This window comes from Desulfomonile tiedjei DSM 6799 (assembly GCF_000266945.1).
Taxonomy (GTDB): Bacteria; Desulfobacterota; Desulfomonilia; order Desulfomonilales; family Desulfomonilaceae; genus Desulfomonile; species Desulfomonile tiedjei.
Window position 1 is genome coordinate 2,799,888 of sequence record NC_018025.1, and the last position, 16,635, is coordinate 2,816,522.

Sequence of the window (16,635 nt, forward strand, 5' to 3'; positions counted from 1 at the left end):
GTCGTCCCCCGTGGGACTCGAAAATCATTATGTTTTCCCTTAACCGGCGATGAATCGCCGGCCTATTCTCACAGTTGTTCCTCACGGAACAACCAACCAAAAACACTTTAAGTTAGCGCATATGCCCTAAAGAGGTATCTGAAAAGTTTGGGGGAATTTTGGGGGTAAAAATATCTAAAAGGACAAAAATCATTACGTTTTTTAAACAAAGTCAATGTGAGTTTTGCCCCGAGATTACCTCTGAAAACCCCCCAGAACCAAATAAAGGATTCGGTAATATGCCGAATCCTTTTTGTTTTTCTTGGTGCTCGGAGTGAGAGTCGAACTCACACGACCTTGCGATCGGTGGATTTTGAGTCCACTGCGTCTGCCTATTCCGCCATCCGAGCAAAACGAGCCATTTAGTTTTAAGAGTGTTATCATAAACTGATTCCGACAAATTTTCAATTCCCAATTTTGGGGAACGAGACTATTTGCTTCCAGGAGAATCGCTTCGTCGATGAAGCCGGAACGGCAAATCAAGCCAAAAGAACCGTGGTCTTCGGATTAGAAGATGGCAGAAAACTCCGGAATGCGTCGCGCACGAAGGATGGTCCACTCTTTAAAGGTACTGCAATTCAGAAATAAATGAGTTAATTTTTCATGGTAACAAAAATATAGGCGGAAAACAGAGCGGTATGGATGTCATCACAACACATGTAAACGCGGATTTCGATGCTTTTGCGTCGATGGTAGCTGCGAAAAAGCTTTATCCCGACGCGGCGGTAGCATTCCCCGGGTCTCAAGAGAAAAACCTGCGGGATTTCTTCATGGAGTCCACTCTCTACATTTTGTCCATTGAACGCGCCAAAGACATCGATCTTGAAAACGTGCATCGTCTCATTCTGGTAGATACGCGTCAGAAAAGCCGGATCGGGCGATTCTCCACCCTGGGAAACCGGGACAACGTGGAGATCCATATTTATGACCATCATCCTGATTCGGAAGACGATATGCATGGCCACAAAGAGACTATCCGGGAAGTCGGAGCCACCGTAACCATTCTCATTGAGGAGATCCGGAAGCGCCGGATAGAGATAAATGCCGAAGAAGCTACCGTGCTTGCGCTGGGCATTTATGAGGACACAGGCTCTTTCACGTTTTCTTCCACCACGAAAGAAGATTTTGAAGCTGCAGCGTGGCTTCTGCAAAAAGGCGCTAATCTCAACATCGTTTCCAACATGATGACGAGTGATTTGAGTCGCGATCAAATTGAGGTTTTGCATCAGTTAATCGAGGAATCGGAAATCGTAAATCTGGGAGGAATCGATGTCCTGGTGACTACTGCAGGTGCAGAAGGGTATGTGGGCGATCTGGCCATTCTGGTGCACAAATATAAAGATATGGAGAACCTGGATGCAATTTTTGCGGCAGTGCGGATGGAAGATCGTGTTCATCTCATTGCACGGAGCAGTTTGGAAGAAGTGAATGTAGGTGAAATCGTCGCAGAATTTGGCGGGGGCGGGCACCCCACTGCAGCGAGTGCTTCCATCAGAAACATGACACTGTTTCAGGTGAAGGACAAGCTCATAGCAATCCTGAAAGAGAAGGTCCGTCCGAAGCAAAAAGCGCGTGAAATCATGAGCAGGCCGGCTATTGTCATTGAAGCCGATAAGACCATACTGCAGGCTTCGGAATACCTGAACCGTTATCAGATCAGCTCCCTTCCCGTGGTACAAAACGGGTCGGTGCTCGGAATTTTACATAGAAATTCAGTTGAAAAAGCGGTTCATCACGGATTATCCGCAGAGCCCGTCAATGTGTACATGAATCCGGGAGTGCTCTCCGTCACTCCGGATGATTCCATCGAAAACGTGCTGCAACTGACGGTGGAGGGACGCTTCAGGTTGGTTCCGGTGATTGAAGAAGGCAAAATCGTCGGAGTGATCAGCAGAAGCGATCTCCTGGAGCATATGAAACTTCCGCGGAGAAGCGACTCTGCCAGTCCGGACGAATACCCTCAAACCAGGCTGCGGGGGAAGAGCGTGCGGAAGCTTTTAGAAGAGCGTCTCCCCAAAAAAGTGGTGGACATCCTTCGGAAAGCCGGTCAGGTCGGTTCCGCTCGAGGCGAAGAAGTGTACCTGGTCGGAGGTGCGGTGCGAGACCTTTTGCTCAGAAACCACAACTTGGACATCGATTTGGTTATTGAAGGGCAAGGCATCCCTTTTGCCAGAGAATTGGCTGCTCAGTTCCCGGGCTGCAGAATTCGCGGTCACGAGAAATTTGGTACAGCAGTGATCTTGTTTGAAGATAACTTCAAAATTGATGTGGCCACCGCGCGACACGAGTATTATGCCCGGCCCGGAGCTCTCCCCACAGTAGAGACCAGTTCCATAAAGCGAGACCTATTCCGTAGGGATTTCACTATGAATACCCTTGCAATCAGCCTCAATACGCGAACAATCGGCCATCTCATCGATTTCTTTGGTGGATCGCGTGATATCAAAGAACGTATCATACGGGTGCTCCACAATCTCGCTTTTGTGGAAGATCCAACCAGAATTCTTCGAGCAGTCCGTTTCAGCAGCAGATTCGGCTTTGCCATAGGAAAACATACGCTCAACCTTATGAAAGCCGCAATTCGCATGAAGTTGTTCGACAAAGTCGAAGGAAAGCGGCTCTTGAATGAGTTGATCCATATGCTGGAAGAAAAGAACCCGCTTTCCCCTCTTACACTCATGGATGGATACGGGATTCCCCAGGCGCTCCATCCGGCTCTGAATTTCACCCCAAAGACTATGGAACTCGTGGAATCGACAATAGGAGTGCTGTCCTGGTGGAAGTATCTCTTTATGAAGGATCAAATAGACTCATGGTCAGTTTATTTTCTTGCTTTGACCGACAATCTCTCGGATGGTGACTTCAAAAGTGTTGTCGAACGCTTTTCCATAGTGGGAGATCTCGGACGGCACATGGCATCGGAACGAATTCTGGTGCGTCAGGCGCTCGCCCTGTTTGCACGGGGCATAATTGAAAAACCAAGTGAAATCTACTCAGTGCTGAGGAATCTTTCGCTGGAAACATTGCTCTTCATGATGGCCAAGACTATGCGCGAAGAGACGCGTATGGCAATTTCCGAATATATTATCAACTACCGGTATGTGAAACCGCTTCTGACCGGAAAAGATCTCATCCGTATGGGGTATGAACCCGGCCCCATTTTTGCTCCGATTCTGAGAACACTAAAGCAGGCTTCTTTGGACAGGGAGGTCCTTACTCGTTCAGAGGCTGAAGATCTCGTCCGTCGCATTTTTCCGATAAAGAAAAAAGAAGCCGACCGGGACACGATTTCTCTTGATTCTTGATCGCAGCCCGTTGGCTGAGACAACATTTTGTGTGAAAATGCCTTTGCAAGTAAGTCCAACTTACTCACCTACACAAAATATGAAAAATGTGGCAAAGTAGACCGGCTATACGGCGACGCACTTATGCCCATTTTTGGGAAAAAAGGAAAACCGGAGGTTTGTATGAAACCGGAGAACCCAAGACGAGTAAAAATATTCGATATTACATTACGAGACGGGTCTCAGAGCAAAGTTGCCACGAGAATAAAGCTTGAAGATCTCCTGAAAGTGGCTAGTTTGCTTGCTGATAGTGGCATTTACGGCGCTGAAACATGGGGTGGTGCGACATTCGACGTATGTGTCCGATACTTGCGGGAAGATCCCTGGGAAAGGGCTCGCAGATTAAAGGCCGCCATGCCCAATGTGCAAAATATGATGTTGATCCGGGGACAGAATTTGGTCGCGTATTCCAATTTCCCGGATGATGTTGTCAATAAATTCGTGCATGTCGCAGCGCGCAACGGAATTGACGTATTCAGAATCTTTGATGCTCTGGACGACATGCGCAACCATGAAGCTGTCATCAGAGCAGTGAAAGAAGTAGGAAAGACCGCTGAAGGTGCTGTTTGCTACACCATCAGCCCAGTCCATACAATAGAGAAATTCGTTTCCAAGGCGCGGCAGTTGGAAGACAAAGGTGTCGACCAGATAGCAATCAAAGACATGGCCGGCCTTATCGACCCTGCAACGGCTTTTGAACTTGTATCGAGCCTCAAGAAAGCTGTGAGTGTTCCCATACACCTGCATACTCATGACAATTGCGGGCTCGGCATGATGTCGGTGCTAAAAGCCGTGGAAGCCGGGTGTGACATGGTGGACTCGGTGCTCAGCCCCTTCTCTGGCGGAACCGGACATCCGTGCACGGAATCGATTGTCTTTTCTCTCCATAAATTTGGCTATGAAACCGGCTGTGATCTTGCCAAGCTCACCAAGGCAGCCGAAGAGGCAAAGAACGTTCGAGCTTTATACAGTGAATTCGAAGCTCCGTACAGCGGAGTTGACTGTAAAATGCTGGTCACTCAGATTCCCGGGGGCGTTATGTCCAACCTCTCCAGCCAGCTCAGACAACAAAACGCGCTGGATCGGATGAGCGAAATAGTTGATGAAATTCCGCGTGTTAGAGAAGACCTCGGCTGGATTCCTCTGGTGACCCCCACATCGCAGATCGTGGTATCCCAGGCTACTTTCAACGTGCTGCTCGGCCGCTATAAAATCATTGCTAACCATACGGCAAATCTGCTCAAGGGGCTTTACGGCGAAACCCCCGCCCCTGTGAACAGTGAACTCCAGAGCAGAGTCCTCAAGACTGAAAAACCTGTCACCGTGCGGCCGGCAGAACTCTTGCCGCCCATGTGGCATGAGCTGGAGGAGAAGTTTCCAGGATTGACCGAAGAGGAAATTCTCATTCACGCGATCTTTCCCCATGAAGCTCCCGGTTACTTCGAGTCCAAGAAATAGGAATGTCTTATCAAGGGAAGGCTTTTCTCGCTGAAAGTCTTCCCGTCCTCTTTCAGATAATCAGAGAAGAGAGGTCCTGCTCATGTCGGAAGGAATCCCCCTGCAGGATAGGCTGCATCTTGAAGCACCTATACGGCATTGCTATGGATGCGGCGCTGACAATCAGTTTGGTTTGCGCATCAAGAGCTTCCTGGAAGGAGACGAAGCTGTGGGAACATGGAAAGCCCAACCGCACCACTGCTCGTATCCGGGTTTTCTCAACGGCGGGGTTGCCTGCACTCTCATAGACTGTCACTCGGCCTGGACCGCCTTCGCGCTCGAATGCCGTTCTCAGGGTATCGAACTGTCTGCACATCCGGAAATCGCCTCGGGTTGGACGAGGGCCATGAATGTGGAATTCCTTAAGCCGACCCCTCTGGATAGTGAATTAACCCTGAGAAGTCGGGTAGTTAAGAAAGGCCGTACAAGCAGAACAGTCAACTGTTCGCTTTTCGCTAACGGAGAGGAAACTGTTCGAGCGGAAGTGGTAATTATTATGAAATGAGGCTGTCCGGCGCTTCAGCTCCCTTTATACCTGCCTGCTTTCATAATATCGCCCTATATCACCCTGTCTCAGGCCTGTTTACCAGATAGATTCCTATTGCTACCAATGAAAGGCCCAGCAATAGCAACGGAGAAAGGGATTCTCCGAGCATCAACCAGCTCAACAGTACGCCGAATAATGGCGCGAGAAACGTGAACGCTGCCAATCTGCTTACTTGATACCGGTGTATCATCCAGAACCACAGGACATAGCTGATCGTTGCGATAATCACCACCTGGTAAAAGAGTGAAATCAAAACCTGTGATGGAAAATGCAAGGGTCTGCCCCACTCGAGAAGCAAGGACCCTCCCACAAGCACGGGAATGGAGAAGAACAATTGAGCAAAAAGAGTCTGATAATGTGTAGCTTCCGTGCTTAAAACGAATCGTTTTATGTAAATCGTAGTGGCAGCCCACAATGCACCTGCACCGATCTCCATGAGATCGCCCACCCAGGCATTCGCGTTATATACATTCGGTCGAGAACCGAAGACCGATACAACTCCGAAAAACGCCAGTATCAGACCTGCTGTTTTCGCAAAAGTGAGCCGATCTTCAGGAATCAGAAGGTGAGCGCCAAGAGCCACCCAAAACGGATGAGTATACAAGATGATGATTGCACGAGACGCGTCCGTATATGCCGTCCCCCAGTAAAGCAGCAAGAATTCCAGACCGAACAGGGATCCTATGGCCACGCCATGCATGAGATGCCGGCGCGGAAAAAATGGATCTTCTCCCAGCAACCGCATAAACATCCACAAGAACAGGGAAGCAAACACCGACCGAACCGCGGCTGCCATGATAGGTGGTATCCCCTGATTACTTATTTTTATGGCTATCATGTTGCCGCCCCACAGAAAGCTCATGAGCACGAGGAGCAAGACGCCGCTGAGCGGAATGTGCCTGGTTTGGGTAAGTGATGACATAATGCGGACCTACTTCATACCGATAGTTAGATGTCGGTCAAAAATCGCGAGAGATTACAATATATTGAGCTTCAATTCAAAAATGCTGTGGATTAATCAGTCTCGGCTCTCAAGAGCTTGGCCAAGGCAGAGTGTATATAACGCTCATAACGAAAAGCCAAGTACGCCGCAATGGGAGTCACAACCGCAAGAATGAAAAAGAGCAGAGCAACCGATGAGAGCTTCCAATTCAGGAGATCTCTGGCTATGCGGACGAAGTCCATCTCCATGTGAGACCCTTTGGCGCCTGCATACGCTCCTCGCTCGTACCAGCTCGTCATGAGACGGTACGACATGGCAAGATTGGAGAATACCATGAAAAAACCGATAACGGCATAAAGAGGTCTTTCGGCATAATGGATGATTGCTCGACCGCTCAACGATCTATAGATGAAAAGCCCGCCAATCAGCAGTTCAGTACCATGCCCCATGGCGACCATTATCAGTACATGGTACTTGGTGAGTGTGCAAAAGATGTGCACTGCCGCTATTACCGCAATGCAGATCACTGCCGCCGTATTGCGCCTGAAGAAGAATATCAGTCCTGCCAACAAAAAGTAGATGACAACGAGCAATATGGGCGAGCGGTCGACATGCACCGTTACTCCGCCTCCCCAGATGAGGTCGAAAGCGGGGAGTGAAGGATAGCCGAACGTCCAACCGAAGATGGCATGCCCCATTTCATGTACGAGCGTGCCGAACACGGAAAGTATCCACCGCGGCCAGAACAGGAGAAAAGCCAGAAGAGCGACTGTGGGCCCGACCAGGAGCATGATCCAACCGTCCCTATCGAGTGTACGCGGCTCCAGCAAATCTGGCTCGTCAGAATCCCATTCGTCATCCTCACAGTTGACCGCCGGAGGTTCATGCAGTTTGCCCTGAATTTTCGAAAACACTACGCCGCATCGTGGACATTCCGGTCCAGAAGGCTGTTCCCATCCACATTGCGGACATTGTACGGTTTGGGGTCTTCTCATTCGTGCGCCCCGGCTGAGAACCTCTCACATTGACATGCATTATAACGATAGGTTAATCGAGACTCTTCCGATTCAAGAAGCACCTCTATTGTTGCACTCTTGCGTCCTACAATCGAGCATCTGAAACAAAGCACCAGGCCGGATTCTGTTGTACAGGTTTTGATCGCGGGACCAAGCGTCTGTTCCAATGTGGATCTGGTCTGCGTTTCTTTCTGAGCCGCCAAGCTTTTCAGATTCCCGAGCATCTTATGACAGGGTGGATCAGGCTGTGTCCGGACCGGATCGGCCGGTGATTCAGGCATAGCTTTTGTTTCTGTAGGTTCCGAATGAGTTGCTCTTTGGGGAACATTATCATTCTTTTGTTCGGTAGATGGAGCCAAAGGATGCTCCGGTTCCCGGGGCTCAGGTCCAGGAATCGGGGATGACTGCTCTGTCGAGCTCTGATCCTCCTTCCGGGAAAGTCCAGCAATTCCTTTTCGCTCATTGCCTTGGTTCATTCCGGCAATTGAACCGGACCTTGTCACCCATGGATGAACGGGTTCCCGGTCGCGGTCTGCCTTTTCAGTGATTGGCGTTTGCTGAAATTCCCAGGGTGGAACAGCATCTGCGTGTGCCCACAATCCTGTTTTGTTCTCTCTGGCAGTGTCTTCCAGGTGCTTGTACCCGCGCTCGAAAGGAACGAATGGTTTATACCACCATGCCATGCCTCGTTCGAGAAACTCTTCGCTCACGGATTTTCCATCCAGATAAACCAATCCTATGACACGCGTGTATTTCACCGTGCCTCGCTCCCAGTGGAGATCGTCATACGCACGTATTGAGGGGTAATACCAGCTTCCCTCTACACGTCCGGGCAACGGCTGTACGGTGACTTCCTTGCCCTGAAGCAAGTCTGTTGCAAACTGCATCGCCTCTTTCGCAAAGGGTTGGCCGGATTCCAGAAGAGGGCAGTCGATTCCGTACAGGCGAACGTTTACCTCGTCTCCATTGGGTCTTTTGACTCTCACTTCATCCGGTCTCACGATCTTGATGACAGTCCCTTCCCAGGAAGCAAACTCCTCAGGGCTGACAAAGGTGAGAATCACAATGAGGAGCCACCTGGCTGCTGCGAGCAGGTATCCAAGAATATAATCCAACAGCTCTTTCCTTCAACGATGCAACACTTCAACCATTTTGAACCGTCCTATGCCGGATCTTCGTTTCTGTCTTGTCGTGGAAACGAGAGCGGTCACAGGTAAGATTCGACGTTCGCTGCCAGATACTATTCAGCACTCTCCTTCGAGTCAATTGGATTATGGCGTTTCTCGGAACTCCTTCCGTAATCCGGAGAGACTCGGTTATTCATTGCATCGAAAGAAAAAAAGAAAACTTTGCTTCTCTGCGTCATGCAACAGCGGCCATTCTTCATTGTCCTAAATAAAAGAAGTTCTCAGAGAAACGTAGTAAGATCGCAGGCAGTATTACAAATTAACTGCATATTTCTCGTTACGCCTGACGATTTGAAATAAGGAAATTGAGCAAGAGTGGAGTAGGGAAATGCCCAGAGCAATGTGGAGCGGATCTATCAGCTTTGGATTGGTGAATATTCCGATAAAGATGGTTTCTGCGACGAAGAGTGTGGATATCCATTTTCATCAGATCCATGAGAAAACCCAGTGTCGAGTCAGGCAGAAACTGTACTGTCCTCAGACCGACAAAGAGGTTCCCCGGGACGAACTCGTTAAAGGATACGAGATTGCGCCCGACCAGTACGTAATCCTTTCCGACAAAGAGCTGGATGCAGCCGCGCCCAAAACCGGCAGAACCATAGAAATAAGCGAGTTCGTGGATCTCGTTTCCATAGATCCGATCTATTATGACAAGCCCTACTATCTCTTGCCGGAAGAACGAGCAGCCAAGGCCTATCAACTTCTGGTGAATGCAATGGTGAAGGCCGGAAAAGTAGCCATCGCAAAGTTCGTGATGCGAAACAAAGAGTATCTTGCCGCTCTGCGACCTCTGGGAAATGTCATCTGTCTGGAAACCATGCGGTTTACAAATGAGGTCATTCTGGCCGAGCAATTGGAAGGCATGCCCAAACCGGTTCCCGTGGATGAGCGTGAACTGAAGATGGCTCAGCAGTTGATCGATTCGCTTTCCGAAAAGTTCGAACCGGGAAAATATTCCGATGAATATTCCGGACGTCTCCAGGAGCTCATACAGAAGAAGATCGAGGGAGAAGAGATCATAACCGAAGCTCCTCCAACCGAAGCCGAAGGTCGAGTCATCAATCTTATGGCAGCCCTGGAGGAAAGCCTGGCCAGGGCAGGCAAGAAAAAGAAGGAATTCAAACAGCCGAGAAAAAGACAGAGCAGGGCAAGTTAGATGCGAGCAGCCCGAGCGCGGCTGCCCGGAACAATCAAGGTAATATTTCAAAGAGAGAAGATCTGGGAAACCCTTCTTATAAGAACAGTGTTTCCCAGATCTTCTCTCTTTGAATGCAAATCCGCAACCAGTCTTCTGCTATTCCAACTTTGTCAGATAGGCATCTCTGGTCAGCCAAAGTTCCTCCATCCTGTACATGTGCCAGTAATCATGCATCAGGACGTGTCTCACCAGAATGTACAAAGAATAGCTCTCATATTCCGGGTGTATTGCTGTCTTCTGCCATATTGAGTTATCGGCACCTTCAAGGAGATCGAGCTGTTTATGGCGGTACAGTGCGAACCGCTCCAATGCAGCATCCATATTCATGACCAGAGGGGTATTGGAAGCATCCTGGTCATCCTTGGGAATGTACGGGACAAACTCCGGGTGAGTTTCATCTATGAATCGCTGAAACCGCTCAAACAGCATTGCTTGGACTTCAGCCAGGTGGCTGACATGTTCGGCAATTGTCCAAAACCCATGACCTCTTCGCAAATGCAGTTTGCTTCCGGTATGGCTCTGACGAATTCAGATAGTATTGTCGGGGTTCGTCTCAGCCCATCCAACAGGTCTGGTATGTCATGCATCATTCTTCTCCCGCGCCTGAATCGTATCGTGCCCGCCTGCAGGATGCAACAGGAGATCGTTGCACAGGTTGTTGAGACGCGAAAACGGCGGCTGAACAGCCGCCGTAGAAAGAGAGTAGTAGATGGGCCTAAAAAATGACCCGATGATGGAAAGGACCTCTGAGCCCTGGATGGGGGGGTTATGGGGGAGGGAGGGTGTCCATCCAGGTTAGAGGTCAAAAGCTGCAAGGGCCATCGGCTCTCGCCGAATCACGCCCTCACAGCCCGGACTATAGGAGAAGCACCTTTAAAAGTCAAGAAAATACTTTAAGAAATAGATATAACATATCTAAATCACATCAGTTATATCTTGGTTAGCTGTAAAAAATACCCCGTAACGCTTCCGTCTGATTCGCGAAATATTATTTGAAATGCCTTGAATCTTTCTGGTGGCAACCCGGTCGGCTACCTCATACAATGAAAGGATTCAAGGCCTTGGAGAAATATGAAGTGAGCGGCGCCGGTTCGGATGTACGTGATCTCGTAAATGCCTGCAATCGCGGAGACAGGGACTCCTGGCAGGAGTTTTATTCGCGTTATTTGCCGCTTGTGCATTGCGCGGTCAGGCGTTTTGCCCCTTCGGACGAACTCGAAGATTTATCGCAAGAGGTATTCATACAACTTTTCAAGGCGTTACGGAGTTTTGACGAAGAGAAGTCACTTGAAGCATTTATTATGGAAATAGCGCGCCGCGTCGCGATAAGCGGGTTTCGCCGGGCAACAGCCTTCAAACGAGGGGGACCAAACCGTAACCGGCACGTGGATATTTCTCAAAATGGAGACTTACACCACGGATTGTGTTCCTCAGCTTCCGCGGAGAATCAGGAGACGCTGCTCATTCGGGCCGAAGAGATGAAGTTCTTGAGATTCGCGTTGGACGCGATTTCCGAAGCATGCAAAAAACTCCTCGGCTTTCGCTACGATCAGGGGCTTTCGTATCAGGAGATTTCAGCATTGCTAGGGACCAAAGAAGCTACTTTACGCGTCCAGGTAGCCAGATGTTTGTCAGCGCTGTCCACACACTATGGAAAGGTCGCTTCCATGGAGGACCTCGAGAAATGACCGAATCCGTAACATGCCCACAGGGATGGGAATCTTCTCAATTATTGGCTTACATCGAAGGCGATCTGGATCCTGCTACTGAAGGGGAACTGCTGCGGCACATTGATACGTGTCCAGTTTGTATGCAGGAACTGCATGCAATCAAACGCGTGGATGCACTGCTCAGAGAGTATCCCGAGAGTTTTCATCCTGGAGAAGAGGCGCTTTACAGATACGCCGTTAAGGGAAACGATCCGGAAGCAAGCATTTCCCGTCACGTCGATTCCTGCTCAGAATGCCGAAAAACTGTAGAAACTTACCGTCAAATGCACGGTTTGAAAAAGGCGGTGACGGAAACGGTTCCGTTGCCGCAGGCTCTCGAGGATGCAAGATTGAAACGAATCCCATCTGTGGGTGCAGAAGTCCCGAAGATCTGGAGCGAATCGGTCAGAGAGATCTTCTCACGCTTGTTTACGATTCCTGCACTTGCGCTGGGTTCCGCTGCCGCGGCATTATTGCTGGCAGTTCTCATAATTCCTTTGTGGCAGCACCTTCACGAAAACACACTCAGGACTCTCGCGCCGCTTCAAGGACATCCGCCTGCTCCCGGCATCGGAGAATCGGCTCCGACACCACAAGCTTTGCCAGCCGCTCCTAAACCGGCTTCGAACCAACTCCACGACGAGTCGCGTGCAGCACCGGAAAGCGCCGGGCCTGCAGTTCAGTCTCGGGAAGGTTCGCCTAAATCGTCAGTCGGGTTGAAATTACAGGGCGAGGGAAAGGCTGCCCGAGAAGCAACACCAGCCCAACAGCCTTATGGAGAGTTACATGCTCAAGCACCCCCGAAGGAAGCGCCCGCAACTGCAGAGGAACTGAAAGAAAGACTCCATCAGTTGGATACGAGGCGTTTTACGAAAAAAAGGGGGAGCGCCGATTTGATGAGCCGATCTCCTGAATTGCTCGAGAAAACGGACGGCGTCGTCGTGCGCATCGTGATTACCGATTCTGAGGGCAGGCAAATCCCTCTTTCACAGTTTCAATCACGGCAGGTACCGGAGCAAGAGAAGCAGACTGCGGTCGAAGGTGACGCTGTATCCACATCGGGCATCCCTCACTATCGAGTACATATTCGGCTTCTCGAGCGGGCAGAAGAATTTGACATCGATGCAAAGCTGTTCGATGAATCTGCGAATGAAAAAGATCCCTTGAAAACCGTCATGGAGTATCATGTAGGCAAAGAAGAACTTCCGAAGAGGATCTATATTGTTATCGATTCGCTTGTTCGGTTCTGCAAGGATCTACAAAAATAGTGTCGTTTCCTCCGGAATTTGAAGGATCGATTATGGGATTGCCAAAAATTCTGACGTTTATCCTATACTCCAATACAAGCTACTAGTGGGGATCGGCGTCCCTGCCGGCCCATTTTATCGATATCATTGATCATATTGAAGATGTGCCGGCACGGAGGCACGGCACCCACCAATATTCCTAATCTTCAATCGGACACTGATTTTGGCAATTCTTATAAAACGGGAACCTCTTGCCAGAACATGAAAACGGCCACATCCAAATGGTGACCGTCTTCGTCTCATGATCTTGCATGGCCAAATCTCCCGGGTTGGAGTAAACGGCCACACGCGGGTAAGACCGAGTAGCGATACAAGCGTAGTCGCATCCGTTAAGTAACGGACTCTCACGGTCATTGTCTCTTGCTCCGAATAAAAATGGAGCAATCGATGAGAGGGAGTTGTCAGCATACCGCCACGAGCGCTCCAAGTCAATTGAAAAACGCCAATTTTACATGAGACAGATTAGCTAATTACTTGAATTAGATTATCTTTTTATGATTTCAAAGGGAAAAAGCTTTACCCTGCGGATCGGGAGACACGACTTTTCACCGGGTTGCATTAGCGGACGTATCTCCAGGTTTTTCTTGAACTGTCTGTATTTCTCCTCTGGCGAGTGACGCAAATATTCCTGCCAAGCACAGGATTACGGAAATCACAAATGCAATTTCAATACTGGTCAGGAATTCTCTATGATAAGCATCGGTTATCTTTACTCTCCCGATAAAGATCGAGAAGATCATAGTCGTGATGCCCATGCTCGTCATCTGCCCGAGCAGCCTCATGGAAGAGACAGCTCCAGACGCAAGTCCATAGAATCGCGGTTCCACGGAGCTCATGATCGCGTTCATGTTAGGAGAGGAAAACAGCGCAAATCCCGAACCAAGCAATACGAGATTGGCGATAATGTATGCTATTGACGTTTGGTCTCCGAGAAAGATCATCCCGAAAAGCCCGGCAGCAGAAATGGCCATGCCAGAGGAAGCCACAATCCGGGGAGCCACCTTATCCGAGAGCCTCCCTGCAAACGGCGAAAGCACTGCCATGGTGACCGGCTGAAAGATGAGGACGAATCCGGCCTGTCGCGGGTCAAGCCCTTTTATGTACTGAAGGTAAAGACTGAGAAGAAAAGTCACCATGAATGTTGCGCTATAATTAATGAGTGCTGCCAGACTGGAAAAGGCGAATCCTCTGTTATTCGTAAAGAGACTCAACTCAAAAACCGGCCACCGTGAACGCTGTTCCCATCGAACAAACACAAAGAACAGAACGAGACCTGAGACAAGCTCGAGAACGCCTGTTACGTCCGGAATTGTGGAGAGCCCGAGCATGAGCAAGGTCAGAGCTATGGCATAGAGTACCGATCCAAATACATCGAGTTTTTCCCCACGCGCTCCGTACCATTCTGTTTTCAATTTCCAGATTGAAAGATATACGCTCGGAACTCCGAGAATGCCTGCGAAAAAGAATACGCTTCTCCATGTGAGATACTGTGTCAGGAATCCTCCGATTACAGGTCCTACGGAGAGCCCTATGTAAACAGCAGCCACAGTCAGTCCGATCGCTTTTCCTCTTTCCTGAGGCCGTATTGCCGAAGTGAGAATTGCCATTCCCGTCGTGAATATCATGGATGTCCCAATTCCCTGGATAATCCTGAAGGCCAACAGAGTTGCAGGATTGGGAGCAAGTCCGCACAAGACCGAGAACAGTGTGAAAATCAACATACCGGATATAAAAATGCGTTTTCTGCCGTAAATGTCCGCGATTTTGCCGAAGGGGACGAGAAACACGGCGCAGGAGAGTAGGTATGCCGTGGCAATCCATGCAAGCAGAACTGCGTCCATATGGAGATCGTTTTGTATGGCCGGAAGTGCCACCGTTATGGATGACGCCATGAATGGAGTTACAAACGAGCTGACTATAGTTACGAACAGGACTGAGTTTTTTAGTTTCGCGTCAGGGGCTTGGTCTGATGGGGCCGTCCCTTCACTTTTTGAATTATCTGTCATCTAATTCTCTTTCCTACCAAAATGTAATCTCCCGCGGCTGAACCTACATTCAGGATCTGGATTCCGGGAACCGGATCGGTCTGGAATCGTTACCGAAACATTGGTAGATTCCCATTCCCGGGATCGCTTTAAAGCGGGAGATTTCCTCTATAAGAAATGGAAAAGCCGGAAGAGATGTTAATCAACTCTTCCGGCCTTTTTTTCGGAACTCGAGCAGTAGTCTTACATTCCGGACCAGTCTCTCTTGTCCCCGAAAGCGAGCCACAAAACGGCTGCTGTAATTGATACGGCAAATAATACTTCCATGTAGTCTCACCTCCGCCGCATATCATCAGGTACATGAGTATTCTGTCCATGTCAATAGCTTTCTTACGTAAAAACTGGGTCCTCAAGCTGCTGAAACAACAATCTATTCTCGTTGTCATGTCTGTCAATGGGTATACAAAATTGTCATACTATATTTTACTGCCGAGAGATCCCGCGTACCCGGTAAGCTCAACATATCCCTTTCCGGCAATTTCGCTTCCTTTCTTCGTTCCTTTCACCCGGACTGCACCTTCCCAGTAGACCACCCCGGTGGACCGAATTGCAGCGAGTTCCTGGTCCGGTATGAAGGGCTCTATTTCCAAATTCAGGCCCAGCTCCGGAATCTCGATGGACCAGCGCGCAGGGTACACTGCGCCTGTTCTGGGACTTTTCCAGGTGCTCGATGGCTTAATGACAATCTGTTCACCGGACAAATGCATCGGCTCGCCCTGGACCGGAACAAAAGTGCCGAACGGCCGCTCTGTCGTTCCATCTGCTTTGCGCATATGAAACGCCATGAGTTCCGTGCCGTCATCCATTTGTATACTGAACCAATCCCATCCAGTCTGATCAGCGAGAAGAATACTCGAGCCGAATTCATGATCCATCCATGCGAGTCCGCTCACCTCATACGTTGAGCCCTTGAACGTAATGTGTCCCCCAGCCTTCAATCGTGTAAGAGAATAATAGTATGAAGCCTGGCTTTCTGAATCTCCTTTAAGACTGTACCCGTCTTTGCCGTGCAAGACAGTCGGCTTTTCTTGAGAAAGTAACAAGTCCAGGCGGTATTCGCCTTCTTCTGCGAACAACCGCATTCCGGATGAATCGGCTTTGACGTTCCAATCGCGTACACGCACGTCCAAGTGGCTCTCGGATGCGCGGGCAAGTCCCGGTCCCTCACGTGAAATCAGCTCGCTATGGAAGAATTCTTTGGAATCCACTTTGGTGATGGCGAAATGTGCAGGGTAAACATCTGTAACAGCCCATTGAGATCGGCGCTTTGTTTCTGCTGTCAAACCGCGACGAAAAAAGGTGAGCTGAAATCCGAACTCTCTTTTATCGGCGGTTGCGAGGTTTCCCGTGAAATACCACCACTCGGTCTTGAATTCGGGATGTTTTCCATGATCTTTCGGGAAGCTGAACACTCTATTGGGGACAGCGCTCTTGAAACCGGTATCACCAGCAGCAACAGCCAAGCTCCAAAACAGAGAAGCGACTATCAAGAATAATGCAGAAGTGCGAATCACGGCACAGGCCTTTCGAATACGTTCAATATTCAATACCTCATGTTCATACGATTTGAAAATATACCGCCCGGATCGAATTGCGACTCCGCCGGAGTTCAACTGAATTTTCTCCCTGCAAAAGCCGCTCTGTGGTATAGAAGCCGTCGAATCGGGGAGTTCCTGTGCCGTGTTGCTTTCATGTGCATGAACTGTGAGATGCGTTATACCAAAGTGCTTTCATAGAAGGAATATTGAGAAACCCGTTATTTTGCCGGTCCGGCAAATCTCCTTCTGACTTCGCTTCGGAGAC

The 16,635-nt window shown here is 49.4% G+C and carries 12 protein-coding genes and 1 tRNA gene; 6 read left to right on the forward strand and 7 right to left on the reverse strand.

Going from position 1 to position 16,635, the window contains the following annotated elements:
* Window positions 1-302 precede the first annotated feature (302 nt).
* Window positions 303-389: transfer RNA gene (locus DESTI_RS11770), tRNA-Leu, on the reverse strand.
* A 288-nt stretch (window positions 390-677) separates the two neighbouring features.
* On the opposite strand from DESTI_RS11770, the gene DESTI_RS11775 reads away from it, so the two are divergent.
* The 3 genes from DESTI_RS11775 (at window position 678) to DESTI_RS11785 (ending at window position 5,385) form a co-directional block, all read left to right on the forward strand.
* On the forward strand, window positions 678-3,344 hold the full coding sequence (locus DESTI_RS11775; RefSeq protein ID WP_014810183.1) for a CBS domain-containing protein: 2,667 nt from the start codon (window positions 678-680) through the stop codon (window positions 3,342-3,344).
* A gap of 162 nt (window positions 3,345-3,506) precedes the next feature.
* Complete coding sequence (locus DESTI_RS11780) at window positions 3,507-4,841, forward strand: pyruvate carboxylase subunit B (RefSeq protein WP_014810184.1); 1,335 nt, start codon at window positions 3,507-3,509, stop codon at window positions 4,839-4,841.
* An 82-nt stretch (window positions 4,842-4,923) separates the two neighbouring features.
* Window positions 4,924-5,385 (forward strand): PaaI family thioesterase, encoded by a 462-nt coding sequence (locus DESTI_RS11785; protein ID WP_014810185.1) that lies wholly within the window; start codon window positions 4,924-4,926, stop codon window positions 5,383-5,385.
* A gap of 58 nt (window positions 5,386-5,443) precedes the next feature.
* On the opposite strand, the gene DESTI_RS11790 is transcribed toward DESTI_RS11785, so the two are convergent.
* The 3 genes from DESTI_RS11790 to DESTI_RS11800 form a co-directional block, all read right to left on the reverse strand.
* Complete coding sequence (locus tag DESTI_RS11790) at window positions 5,444-6,349, reverse strand: DMT family transporter (protein WP_014810186.1); 906 nt, start codon at window positions 6,347-6,349, stop codon at window positions 5,444-5,446.
* Window positions 6,350-6,441: 92 nt separating this feature from the next.
* Complete coding sequence (locus DESTI_RS11795; protein ID WP_041286166.1) at window positions 6,442-7,284, reverse strand: hypothetical protein; 843 nt, start codon at window positions 7,282-7,284, stop codon at window positions 6,442-6,444.
* A 77-nt stretch (window positions 7,285-7,361) separates the two neighbouring features.
* Window positions 7,362-8,501, reverse strand: a complete 1,140-nt coding sequence (locus tag DESTI_RS11800; RefSeq protein WP_014810188.1) for a thermonuclease family protein — start codon at window positions 8,499-8,501, stop codon at window positions 7,362-7,364.
* A gap of 400 nt (window positions 8,502-8,901) precedes the next feature.
* Between DESTI_RS11800 and ku the strand changes: the two genes are divergently transcribed.
* Window positions 8,902-9,729, forward strand: a complete 828-nt coding sequence (gene ku, locus DESTI_RS11805; RefSeq protein ID WP_014810189.1) for a non-homologous end joining protein Ku — start codon at window positions 8,902-8,904, stop codon at window positions 9,727-9,729.
* Window positions 9,730-9,867: 138 nt separating this feature from the next.
* Here ku and DESTI_RS11810 read toward each other — a convergent pair whose 3' ends face one another.
* A complete protein-coding gene (locus DESTI_RS11810; protein ID WP_211213779.1) occupies window positions 9,868-10,266 on the reverse strand; it encodes a DinB family protein in 399 nt (132 codons plus the stop codon).
* Window positions 10,267-10,832: 566 nt separating this feature from the next.
* On the opposite strand from DESTI_RS11810, the gene DESTI_RS28775 reads away from it, so the two are divergent.
* Window positions 10,833-11,459 (forward strand): RNA polymerase sigma factor, encoded by a 627-nt coding sequence (locus DESTI_RS28775; RefSeq protein ID WP_157212148.1) that lies wholly within the window; start codon window positions 10,833-10,835, stop codon window positions 11,457-11,459.
* Entirely contained in the window at window positions 11,456-12,748 is a 1,293-nt protein-coding gene (locus tag DESTI_RS28780; RefSeq protein WP_014810191.1) for a zf-HC2 domain-containing protein, read from the forward strand. Before DESTI_RS28775 ends, DESTI_RS28780 begins: the two co-directional genes overlap by 4 nt.
* A gap of 584 nt (window positions 12,749-13,332) precedes the next feature.
* Here the strand turns inward: DESTI_RS28780 and DESTI_RS11820 are convergent.
* Complete coding sequence (locus DESTI_RS11820) at window positions 13,333-14,793, reverse strand: MFS transporter (RefSeq protein ID WP_014810193.1); 1,461 nt, start codon at window positions 14,791-14,793, stop codon at window positions 13,333-13,335.
* A gap of 455 nt (window positions 14,794-15,248) precedes the next feature.
* A complete protein-coding gene (locus DESTI_RS11825; protein ID WP_014810194.1) occupies window positions 15,249-16,445 on the reverse strand; it encodes a lipocalin-like domain-containing protein in 1,197 nt (398 codons plus the stop codon).
* Window positions 16,446-16,635 lie beyond the last annotated feature (190 nt).